The sequence below is a fragment of the Blautia sp. 210820-DFI.6.14 genome (assembly GCF_020558815.1).
GTDB classification, from domain to species: domain Bacteria; phylum Bacillota; class Clostridia; order Lachnospirales; family Lachnospiraceae; genus Blautia_A; species Blautia_A obeum.
Genome location: NZ_JAJCKS010000005.1, coordinates 135,129 through 152,188 on the forward strand (window position 1 = coordinate 135,129; position 17,060 = coordinate 152,188).

The following is a 17,060-nucleotide window of genomic DNA, read 5'->3' on the forward strand; positions in this document are numbered from 1 at the left end:
CGTTTCTTTAACAAACGCCATAATCAACCATTTATTTCATAGGAGGAATTTATCATGGCAGTAAAAGTTGCAATTAATGGATTTGGCCGTATTGGTCGTCTGGCATTCCGTCAGATGTTTGGAGCAGAAGGATTTGAAATCGTTGCTATCAACGACCTTACATCCCCGAAAATGCTGGCTCACTTATTAAAATATGACTCAACTCAGGGAAGATATGCTCTGGCTGACAAAGTAGTAGCAGGAGAAGATTCCATCACAGTTGACGGAAAAGAAATCAAAATCTATGCAAAAGCTAACGCTGCAGAACTTCCTTGGGGAGAAATCGGTGTAGACGTAGTTCTCGAGTGCACAGGTTTCTATACATCCAAAGACAAAGCTCAGGCTCATATTGATGCAGGTGCTAAACATGTTGTTATTTCCGCTCCGGCTGGAAACGACCTTAAAACAATCGTTTACAATGTAAACCATGAAGGACTTACAAACGAAGATAAAATCATCTCCGCTGCATCCTGTACAACAAACTGCCTTGCACCAATGGCTAAGGCTCTTAACGATCTTGCACCGATCAAATCTGGTATCATGTGCACAATCCACGCTTACACAGGTGATCAGATGACACTTGACGGACCGCAGAGAAAAGGTGATCTGAGAAGATCTCGTGCAGCTGCAGTTAACATCGTTCCGAACAGCACAGGTGCTGCAAAAGCAATCGGTCTGGTTATCCCAGAACTGAACGGCAAACTGATCGGATCCGCTCAGCGTGTACCAACCCCAACAGGTTCTACAACAATCCTTACAGCAGTAGTTGAAGGAAACGTTACAAAAGAGCAGATCAACGCAGCTATGAAAGCAGCTTCTAACGAATCCTTCGGATACAACGAAGACGAAATCGTATCCAGCGATATCGTTGGTATGAGATTTGGTTCTCTGTTTGATGCTACTCAGACAATGGTTCTGCCACTTGAGAACGGCACAACAGAAGTACAGGTTGTTTCATGGTATGACAATGAAAACTCCTACACAAGCCAGATGGTTCGTACAATCAAACATTTTGGAAAACTTCTGAACGCTTAATTAAGTCCATAAGTTAAAGTGTGGAGTAAGTTGTTGCATTTTGCAATGACACAAATAGACTCAGTCAGGGTCCGGTCTGATTTGGACCGGGCCCATTTTTTATGAATTTGGAGGAATATTAGCATGGGATTAAACAAAAAATCCGTTGATGATATCAATGTAAAAGGCCAGAGAGTTCTGGTAAGATGTGACTTTAATGTACCTCTGCAGGACGGCAAAATCACAGATGAGAACCGTCTGGTAGCAGCTCTTCCTACAATCAAGAAGCTGATCGCAGATGGCGGAAAGATCATTCTTTGCTCACACCTTGGCAAACCGAAGGGAGAACCAAAACCGGAACTTTCTCTTGCACCTGTTGCAAAACGTCTCACAGAGCTTCTGGGACAGGAAGTTAAATTCGTTCCGAGCCCGGTTGTTGTTGATGATACCGTAAAAGCAGCAGTAGCTGACATGAAAGACGGAGAAGTTATTCTTCTTGAAAATACACGTTATCGTGCAGAAGAAACCAAAAACGGTGATGAGTTCAGTAAAGAACTTGCTTCCCTTTGCGATGTATTCGTAAATGATGCATTTGGTACTGCTCACAGAGCACACTGCTCCAACGTTGGTGTTACCAAATATGTAGATACCGCAGTTGTTGGATATCTGATGGAAAAAGAAATCGCATTCCTTGGAAATGCAGTAGAAAATCCGGAGAGACCATTTGTAGCTATCCTTGGTGGAGCGAAAGTTTCCAGCAAGATCTCTGTTATCAACAACCTTCTTGACAAAGTTGATACTCTGATCATCGGTGGTGGAATGTCCTATACATTCTCCAAAGCTCTTGGCGGACACATTGGTAATTCCCTCTGTGAGGATGATTATCTTCAGTATGCATTAGACATGCTTAAAAAAGCAGAAGAAAAAGGCGTTAAGCTTCTTCTTCCTGTTGACAACAGAATCGGTGATGACTTCTCTAACGACTGCAATATCCAGGTTGTAAAACGTGGATGCATTCCGGACGGCTGGGAAGGAATGGACATCGGACCAGAAACAGAAAAGATTTTCTGTGACGCTGTAAAAGATGCTAAGACAGTTGTATGGAACGGACCAATGGGTTGCTTCGAAATGCCGAATTTTGCTCATGGTACAGAAGCAGTTGCTAAAGCTCTTGCAGATACAGAAGCTACAACTATCATCGGTGGTGGTGACTCCGCAGCAGCAGTAAATATCCTTGGCTATGGTGATAAGATGACTCACATCTCTACTGGTGGTGGAGCATCTCTGGAATTCCTTGAAGGTAAGGAACTGCCAGGCGTAGCAGCAGCTAATGATAAATAAAAAAGGAGATAATAAAAATGGCAAGAAAGAAAATTATCGCTGGAAACTGGAAAATGAACATGACTCCAAGCGAAGCAGTTAAATTAGTAGAAACTCTGAAACCACTTGTACAGAACAATGAAGTAGACGTAGTATTCGGTGTTCCGGCAATCGACATCGTTCCGGTTGTTGAAGCCTGCAAAGGTACAAATATTGCTGTAGCAGCAGAGAACATGTACTTCGAAGAAAAAGGTGCTTACACAGGTGAAATCGCTTCGGCTATGCTGGTTGACGCTGGTGTTAAATATGTTATCCTTGGACATTCCGAAAGAAGAGATTACTTCGGAGAAACAAGCGAAGACGTTAACAAGAAAGTACTTAAAGCTTTCGAACATGGCATTACACCAATCATGTGTTGCGGAGAATCTCTTGAGCAGAGAGAACAGGGCATCACTATGGACTGGATCCGTCAGCAGGTTAAAGTTGGTCTTCAGAACGTAACAGCTGACCAGGCTAAAACTATGGTTATCGCTTATGAACCAATCTGGGCTATCGGAACAGGTAAAACAGCTACAAGCGAACAGGCTCAGGAAATCTGCAAAGGTATCCGTGAGTGTGTTGCTGAAATCTATGACACAGATACAGCAGAAGCTATCCGTATCCAGTACGGCGGATCTGTAAATGCAGGAAATGCAGCAGAACTGTTTGCAATGGGTGATATCGATGGTGGACTTGTTGGTGGAGCTTCCCTGAAACCAGATTTCGGAAAGATTGTTAACTACAAATAATTATCAATAAGATGATTTTAAGAGTCAGATACTTCAAACCGGCCAGGTAAGAGGTATCTGGCTTTTTTTTTTGTTTCCAGAGACGTACAAATGTCCGCGCTTGACAAAATCCGCTTTATACAATACTATTAAACACAAGTGGTAAAATATTCACTGTTCACTTCGTTCACAGTAGCTTGGTTAAAATGCATTCCACATCACCTTCGGTGATAGCATTTTGCCCCGTATGTCTCGGGATTTTGCCATATTCATGGAAAAACACCTCGCGGGATATTACCTGTGAACAGTAATATAAGAACAAAGAGATAAGGGACGAGGAGAAAGGAGCCTATTTCAAAATGGATAAAAAAGTCATTCGTGCTGCCCTTCTGGGCTTTGGTACAGTAGGAACAGGTGTATATAAGGTATTACAGAAGCAGAAAGAAGACATGATTCCGAAGCTTGGAAGTCAGATCGAAATCAAGAAGATCCTGGTACGTAATCTGGAAAAAGCTGCTGCAAAGGTTGAAGATCCGGCCGTTCTGACCAACAATTGGGATGAAATCGTAAATGATCCGGAAATTGATATTGTGATCGAGTTGATCGGTGGAATTGAACCGGCAAGAAGCTACATACTGGCAGCAATAAATGCAGGAAAACATGTCGTAACGGCAAATAAAGATCTGATTGCGGTACATGGTAAAGAACTTCTTGATGCAGCAGAAGCACATCATGTAGATTTTTTGTTTGAAGCAGCTGTAGCAGGTGGAATTCCGATCATTCGTCCATTGAAAGAATGTCTTGCCGGTAATCATATGGCAGAAGTTATGGGTATTGTCAATGGTACAACAAACTTTATTCTTACAAAGATGACCCAGGATGGAATGGAATTCAAAGATGCACTGGCACTTGCAACAGAACTTGGCTATGCAGAAGCCGATCCGACAGCAGATATTGAAGGACTGGATGCAGGAAGAAAAGTGGCAATTCTCGCGTCTGTAGCATTTAATTCCAGAGTTGTTTTTGATGACGTTTATATTGAAGGAATTACCAAGATTACAGCAAAAGATATCAAATATGCCAAAGAAATGGGATGTGACATAAAACTTCTTGGAGTTGCAAAGAATACAGAAGAGGGAATTGAAGCATATGTTTGCCCAATGCTGATTCCAAGCAGTCATCCGCTTGCATCTGTAAATGATTCTTATAATGCTGTATTTGTCAATGGTGATGCAGTAGAAAATGCCATGTTCTATGGTCGTGGCGCAGGTGAGCTTCCGACAGCAAGCGCTGTTGTAGGAGATCTTTTTGATATTGCAAGAAATATTAAGGCAAACTGCTGTGCCAGAATCGGATGTACCTGTTATAAAGAACTTCCGGTAAAGAAGATGGCAGATACTTATAATCGTTATTTTATGAGATTGATCGTAGAGGATCGTTGTGGTGTACTTGCTGAAATGACTGCTGTCTTTGCAAAATATGGAGTCAGCGTAGCACAGATCATTCAGAAAGCTGCCCGTGCAGAAGAAAGTGCCGAAGTTGTTGTCATCACAGCCAAAGTTCGCGAAGGTGATTTCCGTACGGCAATGGAAGAACTGAGTGGAAGAAGCTCAGTACGTAAAGTAAGCAGCATGCTTCGTGTATATGGAGAATAAGATCGTATAGATCAGAGATACCTTAAGTTGCTTTGTGGACGGAGTATAAAATTTCACAAAAGGGGTTGCTTATGGGAAATATTATGGATTACATCAGTTGGAGAGGGGATCTTTCCTTTGAACAGTCGCAGTTTAACGAAGTGGACAATTTGATTCTTGCATGTTTTTCATATGTGAATCTGGATGGAATTTCGGCAGTGACAAAACAGAAGGGAATCGGACTGAAAAAGCTGACGAAAGAATTTATGAAACTTCATACGATGAAAGAACTGGAGGCGGATAAATCTTTTATCCGCCTGGCTCCGTTTATGATGATGGAAATGGCGAAGTCTGTCAGATTTGGAAAATGTGTGGTAAGAAATTATGTGAATGATATTGTAACGGAAGCTGAGCAGCAGTTTGCTGCAATGGAAATTGTTCTGGAGGATGGCACTTCCTATGTCTCTTTTCGCGGAACGGATGATACGATCATAGGATGGAAAGAAGATTTTAATCTCAGCACAGGTGTAGTTCCGGCACAAAAAAGAGCCATAGAGTATTTACAGAAAATCTCGGAACATACAGATGGAATGCTCAGAGTCGGAGGACATTCTAAAGGTGGAAACCTTGCGATTTATGGCTCGGTGATGTGCAAAAGTGCTCATGAAAAGATACTTGAAATCTATTCTAATGACGGGCCCGGATTCTCCAGAGAATTTCAAGAGTTGCCGGAAATGAAAGAAATGATGCCGAAGATTATACGTATTATTCCGGAGTATTCTATTATAGGGACGCTTCTGGAGCATGAAAAAGAACCAGTTATTGTTGCAAGCTCTAGTAAGGGACTTCTCCAGCATGATGGATTTTCCTGGGAGGTGCAGGGACCGGCGCTGGTACGGCGAGACAGTCTGAACAAAACGGCACTCCGATTTATTGAAATCCTGCACAAATGGATCGATGGTATGGATACGGAACAGAAGAGACTTCTGATTGAAGATCTTTTTGCAACATTACAGGCATCCGGTTACGAGAATCTGAGTGAAGTACAGTCCGGAGGACTGAAAAGTCTGGCTGCGATGGTGAAACGTGTGGAAAAATTTGCTCCGGAATCCCGTGGAATGATGATGGAACTTCTGACAGCAATCTGCGGAGGCTGGCTTGAACAGCTCCAGGCAGATACGAAAGACAAACTATCCGTACTTCCGTTAAGCTTTTCTGATAAAATCCTTGAAAAATTCTAAATTTTTGGTACTATATAATAGGAAAAGATACCAGTAATACTGCGCTAAAATGCAGAACAAATATACAATAAAAGGAGAATATTATGAGTAAGAAACCAACCGTTTTAATGATCCTGGATGGTTATGGACTGAATGACAGACATGAGGGAAATGCAATTTATGAAGCAAAAACCCCTGTTATGGATAAATTAATGACAGAATATCCATTTGTAAAAGGAAACGCCAGTGGACTGGCAGTAGGTCTTCCGGATGGACAGATGGGTAACTCCGAGGTAGGACATATGAATATGGGAGCAGGCCGTATCGTATATCAGGAGCTTACCAGAATCACAAAAGAAATCAACGATGGAGATTTCTTCAAGAATGAAGCACTTCTTGCAGCAATGAAAAATGCAAAAGAAAATGATTCTGCTATTCATTTTATGGGACTTCTTTCTGATGGTGGTGTACACAGCCACAATACACATCTCTATGCACTGCTTGAGATGGCAAAGAGAGAAGGACTTAATAAAGTTTATGTACACTGCTTCCTTGACGGACGTGATACACCGCCGGCATCAGGAAAAGAATTCATTGAACAGCTGGAAGCCAAGATGAAAGAAATCGGTGTTGGACAGATCGGTGTTGTTTCCGGACGTTACTATGCAATGGACAGAGATAATCGCTGGGATCGTGTAGAACTTGCATACAAAGCCCTGACAGAAGGTGAAGGTGTCAAAGGTACAGACGCTGCAGCAGCAGTTCAGGCTTCCTATGATAATGATAAGACAGATGAATTCGTCCTTCCGACAGTTATTGAGAAAGACGGACAGCCGGTTGCAAAGATCCAGGACAAAGATTCTGTAGTATTCTTTAACTTCCGTCCAGACCGTGCACGTGAGATCACAAGAGCATTCTGCGATGATGAATTCAAAGGCTTCGAAAGAGCTAAGAAACTGGATCTTACTTATGTCTGCTTTACAGATTATGATGAAACAATTCAGAACAAACAGGTTGCGTTCCACAAAGTACTTCTTAAGAATACATTTGGTGAATATCTTGCGGCTCATGATATGACACAGGTTCGTATTGCTGAGACAGAGAAATATGCACATGTTACTTTCTTCTTTAACGGTGGAGTAGAAGAACCAAACAAAGGAGAAGACAGAATTCTCGTTAAATCTCCGAAGGTTGCAACTTATGACCTTCAGCCGGAGATGAGCGCACCGGAAGTTTGTGACAAGCTGGTGGATGCAATCAAATCTGATAAATATGATGTGATCATTATCAATTTTGCAAACCCGGATATGGTAGGTCATACTGGTGTACAGGCAGCAGCTGTCAAAGCAATCGAAACAGTTGATGGATGTGTGGGAAGAGCAGTAGAAGCTCTCAAAGAAGTTGACGGACAGATGTTTATCTGTGCTGACCACGGAAATGCAGAGCAGCTGATTGATTATGAGACAGGAGAGCCATGGACTGCTCATACAACGAATCCGGTTCCGTTCATTCTTGTAAACGCTGATCCGAAATACACTCTGAGAGAGAATGGATGCCTCGCAGATATCATCCCGACTCTGATTCAGCTGATGGGAATGGAACAGCCTGCAGAAATGACGGGAGAAAGTCTTCTGGTTGAGAAATAATCACAATATCTAAAATAAACAGAACTTTGAACAAACCTCTGAGTCTTAAGATTCAGGGGTTTGTTACTATAATGCTCCAACCCTCGGAAAAAGAATATAAAAAAGCAATAAATTAAGGTGCAAAAATACAGAAGTATGTTATAATGGAAACGTTACAGGAAAAAACAGGATAAATAGATGGTTGTATTCAATTGTTTATATTCAGGGAGTATATTAAATGAGCAACAAAGAAATGAAGGACGGACTTCAGGAAGACACTTCTGGAGTGTCGGATGAGAATACAGGCATTGAAGAAGAAATCAATGCAACCATGGATAAAATCATAGCTCCACCGGAAACGGACGAAGATGAGATGGATGACCTTGGAGATTATGATGATTCTGCAGAGGAAGAACCAGATCCACAGCCGGTAAGACAGCATCGCAAATCTGCCAGACCAGGTCCGGTTGTATATGTTCCGGTAGATGATATGGAAATGCCGGATCAGTCAACTTCCAGGAAGAAAAAATCCAGAAAAACAAATACGCAAAAGAACAGATCAGCAAAACCAGAGTATCAGAATTCTAAATCTGCGAAGAAACACAAAGGGGCGCGGATTTTTGGCCTTATTATGTTGATGATCGTAGTTCTTGGCGGGAGTGCTTATGCGGCTGCAAGTTATTATTTTGCGGACAGATTCTTTGAAGGTACGTGGATCAATGGTGTGAACTGTTCTCAGATGACGGCAGCAGAGGTAGAAAATCTTTTCAAACAAAAGTTTGAGAATTATACCATTGAAGTTTCAGCCAGAGATCAGGCACCACAGACGATTTCCGGAGCGGATATCAGTTATCAGTACCTTTCTACAGGAGAAGTTCTGAAGCTCCTGAAACAGCAGAAGCCATATGAGTGGATCAGAGGACTCTATGAACAGAAAAGTTATACTGTATCCGAGAATACAGGGTATAACAGAACACAGTTGCAAGAACAGCTTAAGACACTCAGCTGTGCCCAGGCAGAGAATCAGACAGAACCGGAAAATGCATATGTTGCATATCAGAACGGACAGTTTGTGATCGTACCGGAAACAGTGGGAAGTAAACTGAATATCAAAGAAGCATATAAAGTACTGAATGCTGCTGTAGATGCAGGTCAGACTTCGGTAAATTTCAGTGATACACCGGAAGCATATGTGAATGCAGAGGTTACACAGGATGATCCGGCACTGCAGTCTGCACTGGAAGCATGTAATAATTATACAAAAGCAAGTATTACCTATACATTTGGCAGTCAGACAACAACTCTGAATGGCGACACGATCAAAGACTGGCTGCAGTTTGATGAGAAAGGTCAGCTGATCTGGGATGATAATTCCTTCCAGCAGCATGTATCAGATTATGTTGCACAGCTTGCAGCTACTTATGATACGGTCGGTACAGAGCGTGAGTTCCAGACCACAAGTGGCAGAACCGTTTACGTTTCCAGCTCTGTATATGGCTGGAAAATCGATCAGGCTGCCGAGGCTGCTCAGCTGAGTCAGGAAATTCAGTCTGGTACACAGACGACCAGAGAGCCTGTTTATTCACAGACGGCCAATTCTTACGGAGTGAATGATCTGGGTGATACTTATATAGAAGTAGATTTAAGTGAACAGCATATGTATTATTATCAAAATGGTTCCGATATCTTTGAGTCAGATTTTGTATCTGGAAATATGAGTTATGCTGATCGTCAGACACATGCAGGTATCTTTACATTGTACTATAAGAAAAGTCCGGATGTACTGAGAGGAACCATGAAAGCAGACGGAACTTATGAATATGAATCAGAGGTACAGTACTGGATGCCATTTGATGGAGGTATTGGGTTCCACGATGCGTCATGGAGAGATGAATTCGGCGGTGATATTTATCTTACAGACGGATCTCACGGATGTATCAATCTTCCACCGGATAATGCAGCAGTTTTGTATGATATCATACAGTATGGTGTGCCAATCGTATGCTTTTACTAATATATAATTACAGGAGATAAAAAATGGACAGATCATTTGATTTTATCCTTGCGGGAATAGCATTGATCGTTGGAATCATGCTTCTGACAGGACATGGCGATATTTTTCTGAAGGGTGGAAACACAAAACTTCGCAAAGAAAAGTATGATGAGAAAAAAATGACTAAGGGATCCGGAGTGACATTGATTCTGTTTGGTATCGTGACATTTATAGATTCCTACACAACAAGTCTTACTGCAAAGTTTATTTATATTCTTGCAATTCTTGCGATTCTTGTAGGATTTGTGGTATACCTGAAAAAGAAATGCATCAAGAAATAAATACAAAGATAAAACAAGGCATGGGAGATAAAAATCTTCCGTGCCTGTTTTGTTTGAGAGAATTTATAAAGAAATATTGACAAGATCCATTGGTTTGCAGATGCGTGCATCCGGTTTTGGAACTTCTCCGAAGCCGTATTCAGCAAAGATAAAAGGAACATTTGCTTTCTGGCATGCCTGGTAATCGCCAAACGTATCACCGACATATACGGGGGATTTCAGATCATATGTGTCTGCAAGTTTACGGATATTGGAGCCTTTGTCCAGACCGGTATCTCCATTACAAAGATGACCTTTGAAATATTTTTCAAGACCTGATGTCTGAAGAAAAACTTCAATATAGCCACTCTGACTGTTACTGACAATATAGAGTGGATATTTCTTATACATGATCTGCAGCATTTTTTCAAGATCCTCATAAAGTGGGGCACATTTTTTTAAGAGAGCTTCATGTTCGGCCTGGCAGCATCCATCAATAAGGCGAAGCTGTTCTGCTTCTGAACAGTCAGGGAAAATCTGGCGTGCGATATCAGACAGAGTCTGCCCAAAAAGTGTCATCAGACGGGCTGATGTCAGGGTAATATCCATATGTTCTTTTTCCCGCAGATATGCGGTCCAGGACTGAGCAACACTTTCTGTTGAATCCCACAGAGTTCCATCAACATCAAAAATAATACTGTCCATAATAGGGTCCTTTCGTATCAAAAATAATATTAATTTTAGTAATGGGAGATAATTATTTACAGGTATGATCCCAAGTAATAACATTCTATCCGGTAAAATAAAAAAAATCAACTGGCATTTGGCTGAAATTATGTTATACTAAAACATACTGAGGGTAAAAGATGAAAAATGATCAGATAAAAGACAGAAGCATGCTGAATGAAATCGTACAACCTCTTACAGACTGGTACAGACAGAATAAACGGATTCTTCCCTGGAGAGATCAAAACAATGCCTACTATACGTGGGTATCGGAGATTATGCTTCAGCAGACAAGAGTTGAGGCCGTGAAGCCTTATTTTCAGCGTTTTATCGGAGAGCTTCCAGATGTCCAGGCTTTGGCAGAATGCCCGGAAGAGAAGCTGATGAAGCTCTGGGAAGGTCTGGGATATTATAATCGCGTCCGCAATATGCAGACGGCAGCCCGGACGGTAGTTTGTGAATACGAGGGAGAACTTCCGGCTTCTTACGAAGAACTGCTGAGTCTGAAAGGAATCGGGAATTACACAGCAGGTGCGATTGCATCCATTGCTTATCAGATTCCGGTACCGGCAGTAGATGGAAATGTTCTTCGTGTGATATCCAGAATTACAGAGGACAGACAGGATATTATGAAACAGTCAGTACGCCGGCAGATTGAAGAAAACCTTTTGGGGATAATGCCGGAAGAGACACCAGGAGATTTTAATCAGGCGCTGATGGAACTTGGGGCAGTGGTTTGTGTACCGAATGGATCAGCACGCTGTGAAGCATGTCCAGTGTCGGAGTACTGTCTTGCATACAGACACGGAACAGTAGAGGAGCTGCCGGTCAAAGCACCGAAGAAGGAGCGTATTCTGCAAAACAGGACAGTGCTTGTGATTCAGGACGGAGAGAAAACTGCTATACAGAAACGACCGGAAAAAGGTCTTCTTGCCGGATTATATGAGCTTCCGAATCTTCTGGGCCATCTTACACGGGAGGAAGTGCTGGATAAGGTAAAAAATATGCAGTTGGAACCGCTTTATATTGAGAAACTTCCGGATGCGAAGCATATTTTTTCGCATATTGAATGGAGGATGACCGGATATCTGATTCGGGTGGCAGCGCTGGACACAGACAGAGGATTGCCATTTATTTTTGCTGAGAAAAAACAGTCTGAAAAGCAGTACGCGATTCCGTCTGCATTCAGAGCTTATGTAAAATACATGAAGGAGGAATCTGGAAAATGAAATTGTTGAGTATAGCAATTCCGTGTTATAATTCAGAAGCATATATGGAGAAATGTATCGAATCTTTGTTAAAAGGTGGAGAAGAAGTGGAGATCCTTGTGGTCAATGATGGTTCTTCTGACCGAACTGCTGAGATTGCGGATGCTTATGCCGAAAAATATCCGACGATCATAAAAGCTATTCATCAGGAAAACGGTGGTCATGGTGAAGCAGTAAATGCCGGAATCCGTAATGCGACAGGCCTTTATTTCAAAGTTGTTGACAGTGATGACTGGGTAAATGAAGAGGCATATAAACAAATCTTAAAAACACTTGAAGAACTGACAAGAGGACCAAAAACACTGGATATGCTGATCAGCAATTTTGTATATGAAAAACAGGGTGCTTCCAGAAAAAAAGTCATGCAGTACAGACATTGTCTTCCGGTGAATGAAATTTTCGGATGGGACAGTGTGCATATGTCAAAAGGTAAATATCTGTTGATGCATTCTATTATTTATCGTACAAAACTGCTTCACGAATGTGGATTGGAACTGCCGAAGCATACATTCTATGTGGATAACCTGTTTGCATTTGAGCCGCTTCCGTTTGTGAAGAACATGTACTATCTGGATGTCAATTTTTATCGTTATTTTATCGGAAGAGATGATCAGTCTGTCAATGAAAAGGTAATGATTAAGAGAATTGACCAGCAGATCCGTGTCAATAAATTGATGGCGGACGCATTCCATAATTGTCAGTTTGACAGTAAACATCTTAAGAAATATATGCTCAGCTATCTGGATATCATTACGACCGTGTCCTCGATCATGCTGGTACGTGCAGGTACTCAGGAAGCACTGGATAAGAAAAAAGAAATGCTGGAGTATATTCGTGAACAGGATCTCTGGCTGTATCATAAACTGCGTTACAGTATTCTGGGACGTGCAGCCAATCTTCCGGGCAGAGGTGGACGCAAAATGTTCGTAGCTGCTTACAAAGTATGTCAGAAATTCTATGGATTCAACTAAAAAACTTCCCCTTTATGGGGAAGTTTTTTGCGTTGCAGAAATTACTTCTATGAGATCATATTGATTTGTTTCGGTTCCATACATACAGAAAAATCATGCAAAAGGCCAGCGGATTCTCCGTCTTTATGTACGGCCAGTCTGGCTTCACTGTGGATATCAATTTTTTTACAGCGAAAAATGTGGATACCATTGAAATGTGTATGTTTTCCGAAGAAAGCAGTAGGAAGACAACATATTACTTTGGGTTTGCTCAAACTGTCTACAACGATCACATCCAGATAGCCGTCGGAAGGACTGGCATCGGGACAGAATTTGAATCCACCGCCTTCGTATTTCTGATTCATGATGGCAGTAAAATATACTTTGGAAAACTCTTCTTTTTTATTGTCATCCATGAGCAGTGTCATAGAAGATGGCTTCAGGAAAAGCAACTGTTTCAATGCGACAAAGAGATAGACCAGTTTGCCGAGGCCGATTTTGTTCAGGACTTTTTTCATAGGAGTGACGCCAACTTCATGGCATACCGCTGCGTCAAAACCGATTCCACAGCTGATCGCGAAACGACTGCTGCTGGAACCACAGGAAATATGAGGAACGTCCATCAGATGTGGACGTTTATCGGAAAGAATCAGTTCAAGTGCCTTCATAGGATCCTGTGGAAGTTTCATACTGCGGCAGAAATCGTTTCCGGATCCGGTGGGAATGTAGCCGAAAATGACACGGGAAATATCTTTTACTCCGCTCAGGACTTCCTGTATCGTACCATCACCGCCAACGGCAATCAGCTTGATTTGACTATCTTCCGGAATCGAGGCAGTAATGGAAGCAGAAAGCTTAACAGCATGTCCTTTATATTCTGTAAAAAAAGTTTGGTATTTAATATTCCGTTCACGCAGAATGTTCTCCAGATCCCTCCAGATCAGAGCACCTTTGCCGGAACGGGAGTTGGGATTTATAATAAAATAGTACATGAGTTCCTCCCTTATGTTCTCGTTTATCATAGCATGTTCGACAGAAATTTACAAACATTTAACACTGTGCAGGCCGGAAATTTAACGTTCATTTTTTATACTTTGCAAAAAGATAAAAAAGAACCTGTTTGTGAAGAAACAGACAGGCAGGAGGAAATAAATGATCTATCTTGTAGAAGACGATGAGAGTATTCGTGAACTTGTAGTATATACATTAAAGAGTCAGGGAATGGATGCAAAAGGATTTGAACGACCGTCCCTGTTCTGGAAAGAACTGGAGAAAGAAGTGCCGGCATTGATCCTTCTGGATATCATGCTTCCTGAAGAAGACGGAATATCGATTTTACGAAAACTGCGTACCAGACCGGACACACGCAAGATTCCGGTAATCATGCTGACGGCCAAAGGCACAGAATATGATGTGGTCATGGGACTGGACAGCGGTGCAGATGATTATATCCCGAAGCCGTTTCGTATGATGGAGCTGATCTCACGTATCAAGGCACGGCTTCGTCGGGCAGAGGATAAAGGCGCAGAAGAATACCATCTGGAAAACCTGTATCTGTGTCCGGGAAGACATATAGTGACGGTGGATCAGGAACCTGTTAATCTGACATTGAAGGAGTATGAGATGCTAGTGCTGCTTCTGAAAAACAGCGGAATGGTTTTATCAAGAACACAGCTTCTGAATCAGATATGGGGATATGAATTTGATGGTGAAAGCAGAACTGTGGATGTACATATCCGGACACTCAGGCAGAAGCTGGGAAGCGCCGGAGATTTGATTGAAACAGTGCGTGGCGTAGGATATAAGATTGGAAGGTGACATACCTTCCTTTTTTTGTTGGGATATGATATACTCACATCAAAGCAGATTTAACTGAAAGCTTGCTGGGAAAACAGACAGCAACGGATAATAACCTGAGAAAGAGGCAGAAGTATGAAGTCATTGGTAATAGCAGAGAAGCCATCTGTAGCAAGGGATATTGCAAGAGTACTCCATTGTACCCAGAAGGGTAACGGAATCCTTGAAGGCAAAGAATATGTTGTAACATGGGCCCTGGGACATCTTGTGACACTTGCAGATCCGGAAGAATATGATAAGAAATATATGAAATGGGATATGGAAACTCTGCCGATGATGCCGGATAAAATGAAACTTGTCGTTATCCGACAGACTTCCAAACAATATCAGGCAGTGAAGACACAGCTGTTCCGAAAAGATATCGGTGATATCATCATTGCAACCGATGCCGGAAGAGAGGGAGAACTGGTTGCCCGCTGGATTCTGGATAAGTCCGGATGTCACAAACCAATTCGCCGTCTGTGGATATCTTCAGTAACCGATAAAGCAATTCGTGACGGATTTCACAATCTGAAAGACGGCAGAGATTATGATAATCTTTATCGTGCGGCAGTTGCCAGAGCAGAGGCAGACTGGCTGGTTGGAATCAATGGAACAAGAGCGCTGACCTGTAAACATAATGCACAGCTTTCCTGCGGGCGTGTACAGACACCGACACTTGCAATCATTGCGAGAAGAGAAGAAGAAATACGTAAGTTTAAACCAGAGGATTACTTTGGAGTAACTTTGCTGGCTGGTGGAATACAGTGGACATGGAAAGATGCGAAGAACGGAAGCTATCGAACTTTTCAGAAAGAGCGTGCGGAGGAGATCCAGAAGAAGATTTCCAATACGGATCTGGAACTTGTATCTGTGGACAGAAAGCCTAAGAAAACAATGGCTCCCGGACTTTATGATCTGACGACTCTGCAGCGGGAAGCAAACCAGAAATATGGATTTTCCGCAAAAGAAACACTCAATATCATGCAGAGATTATATGAGAATCATAAGGTACTTACGTATCCGAGAACGGATTCCCGTTATATCGGCAAGGATGTTGTCCCGACGATCAAAGAGAGACTGAAAGCCTGTGGAACCGGCCCATATCGAAAACTTGCCGGTGCGCTGCTTACTAAACCAATCCATACAAACGGAAGTTTCGTGGATGATAAAAAGGTCAGTGACCATCATGCAATCATTCCGACAGAGCAGTTTGTACAGCTGGATCATATGACAAATGAAGAGCGCAAAATCTATGATATGGTTGTGCGGAGATTTTTGAGTGTTCTTTATTCTCCATTTGAATATGAACAGACTTCCATGGAAGGGAAGGCAGCGGGACAGAGTTTTGTGGCAAGTGGCAAGACGGTTGTGAGTGCTGGCTGGAAAGAAGTTTACGAAGGCGGAAGCACGGACGATGACGAAGAAGAGCAGACACTGAAAGACCAGAAGCTTCCGGTATTGAAACAGGGAGAGAAGCTTCCGATAGGCAGTGTTCGTCTGACAACAGGTAAGACCAAGCCGCCGGCACATTTTACTGAGGCAACGCTTCTGGCGGCAATGGAGAATCCGGTGAAATATATGTCCTCAAAAGATACACAAGCAGCAAAGACGCTGGGAGAAACCGGTGGACTTGGCACAGTTGCCACCAGAGCAGATATTATTGAAAAACTTTTCCACACCTTCCTTATGGAAAAGAGAGGCAATGAAATCTATCTGACTTCCAAAGCAAAACAGCTTCTGGAACTTGTACCGGAAGAACTTAAGAAGCCGGAACTGACAGCAGACTGGGAAAAGAAACTGTCTGATATATCCAAAGGCAAACTGAAACAGAAAGTCTTTCTTGATGGAATTCGCGAATATACCGAGGAGATCGTTGGTGAGATCAAGACAGGAACGGGAACCTTCCGTCATGATAATCTGACGAATAAGATCTGTCCGAACTGTGGTAAACGAATGCTTGCAGTAAATGGCAAGAACAGTAAGCTGCTGGTGTGTCAGGACCGTGAATGCGGATACAGAGAGACAATTTCACGTACAACAAATGCACGATGTCCGAAATGTCACAAGCGAATGGAGATGCTGGTCAAAGGCAAAGAAGAAACATTTGTATGTGTATGTGGATATAAAGAGAAACTGTCATCTTTCCAGGCCAGAAGAACCAAAGAAGGAGCCGGTGTCAACAAAAGAGACGTACAGAAATATCTGAAAAAACAGCAGAAAGAAGCAGCAGAACCAGTAAATAATGCGTTTGCACAGGCACTTTCCGGGATTAAACTGGATTAAATTTCTGCCGGAAGTTTCACAGATAATAATAGAATAAGGTAAAAATAGAACTGCTGTAAAGG

At 42.2% G+C, this 17,060-nt stretch carries 14 protein-coding genes; 12 read left to right on the top strand and 2 right to left on the bottom strand.

Annotation, left to right across the window (positions count from 1 at the left end; translation table 11 throughout):
- The first annotated feature begins 54 nt into the window (after positions 1–54).
- The 8 genes from gap (at position 55) to LI112_RS06495 (ending at position 9,953) form a co-directional block, all read left to right on the top strand.
- Positions 55–1,074 (top strand): type I glyceraldehyde-3-phosphate dehydrogenase, encoded by a 1,020-nt coding sequence (gene gap / locus LI112_RS06460; RefSeq protein ID WP_005426909.1) that lies wholly within the window; start codon positions 55–57, stop codon positions 1,072–1,074.
- A gap of 123 nt (positions 1,075–1,197) precedes the next feature.
- Complete coding sequence (gene pgk / locus LI112_RS06465) at positions 1,198–2,394, top strand: phosphoglycerate kinase (protein WP_005426908.1); 1,197 nt, start codon at positions 1,198–1,200, stop codon at positions 2,392–2,394.
- Between the two features lie 17 nt (positions 2,395–2,411).
- Positions 2,412–3,161, top strand: a complete 750-nt coding sequence (gene tpiA, locus LI112_RS06470) for a triose-phosphate isomerase (protein ID WP_227190371.1) — start codon at positions 2,412–2,414, stop codon at positions 3,159–3,161.
- Positions 3,162–3,499: 338 nt separating this feature from the next.
- Complete coding sequence (locus LI112_RS06475) at positions 3,500–4,795, top strand: homoserine dehydrogenase (protein WP_195967177.1); 1,296 nt, start codon at positions 3,500–3,502, stop codon at positions 4,793–4,795.
- Positions 4,796–4,866: 71 nt separating this feature from the next.
- On the top strand, positions 4,867–6,015 hold the full coding sequence (locus LI112_RS06480; RefSeq protein WP_227190372.1) for a DUF2974 domain-containing protein: 1,149 nt from the start codon (positions 4,867–4,869) through the stop codon (positions 6,013–6,015).
- 83 nt (positions 6,016–6,098) lie between these two features.
- Positions 6,099–7,640: a 2,3-bisphosphoglycerate-independent phosphoglycerate mutase gene (gene gpmI, locus LI112_RS06485; RefSeq protein ID WP_227190373.1), complete on the top strand. Its 1,542-nt coding sequence runs from the start codon at positions 6,099–6,101 to the stop codon at positions 7,638–7,640.
- A gap of 217 nt (positions 7,641–7,857) precedes the next feature.
- Positions 7,858–9,633: a L,D-transpeptidase family protein gene (locus tag LI112_RS06490; RefSeq protein WP_227190374.1), complete on the top strand. Its 1,776-nt coding sequence runs from the start codon at positions 7,858–7,860 to the stop codon at positions 9,631–9,633.
- Positions 9,634–9,656: 23 nt separating this feature from the next.
- Positions 9,657–9,953, top strand: a complete 297-nt coding sequence (locus LI112_RS06495; RefSeq protein WP_005426901.1) for a DUF3784 domain-containing protein — start codon at positions 9,657–9,659, stop codon at positions 9,951–9,953.
- 63 nt (positions 9,954–10,016) lie between these two features.
- On the opposite strand, the gene LI112_RS06500 is transcribed toward LI112_RS06495, so the two are convergent.
- Positions 10,017–10,637: an HAD family hydrolase gene (locus tag LI112_RS06500; protein ID WP_173903997.1), complete on the bottom strand. Its 621-nt coding sequence runs from the start codon at positions 10,635–10,637 to the stop codon at positions 10,017–10,019.
- A 191-nt stretch (positions 10,638–10,828) separates the two neighbouring features.
- Here LI112_RS06500 and mutY point away from each other — a divergent pair, with 191 nt between their 5' ends.
- Positions 10,829–11,887, top strand: a complete 1,059-nt coding sequence (mutY, locus tag LI112_RS06505; protein ID WP_227190383.1) for an A/G-specific adenine glycosylase — start codon at positions 10,829–10,831, stop codon at positions 11,885–11,887.
- Positions 11,884–12,897 (top strand): glycosyltransferase family 2 protein, encoded by a 1,014-nt coding sequence (locus tag LI112_RS06510; protein ID WP_005426893.1) that lies wholly within the window; start codon positions 11,884–11,886, stop codon positions 12,895–12,897. Before mutY ends, LI112_RS06510 begins: the two co-directional genes overlap by 4 nt.
- A 47-nt stretch (positions 12,898–12,944) precedes the next feature.
- On the opposite strand, the gene LI112_RS06515 is transcribed toward LI112_RS06510, so the two are convergent.
- Positions 12,945–13,868, bottom strand: coding sequence for a diacylglycerol kinase family protein (locus LI112_RS06515; RefSeq protein WP_055055490.1), 924 nt, complete (start codon positions 13,866–13,868; stop codon positions 12,945–12,947).
- A gap of 160 nt (positions 13,869–14,028) precedes the next feature.
- On the opposite strand from LI112_RS06515, the gene LI112_RS06520 reads away from it, so the two are divergent.
- Positions 14,029–14,694 (top strand): response regulator transcription factor, encoded by a 666-nt coding sequence (locus tag LI112_RS06520; protein ID WP_005426890.1) that lies wholly within the window; start codon positions 14,029–14,031, stop codon positions 14,692–14,694.
- 114 nt (positions 14,695–14,808) lie between these two features.
- Positions 14,809–16,998: a DNA topoisomerase III gene (locus tag LI112_RS06525; protein ID WP_227190375.1), complete on the top strand. Its 2,190-nt coding sequence runs from the start codon at positions 14,809–14,811 to the stop codon at positions 16,996–16,998.
- Positions 16,999–17,060: the final 62 nt, after the last annotated feature.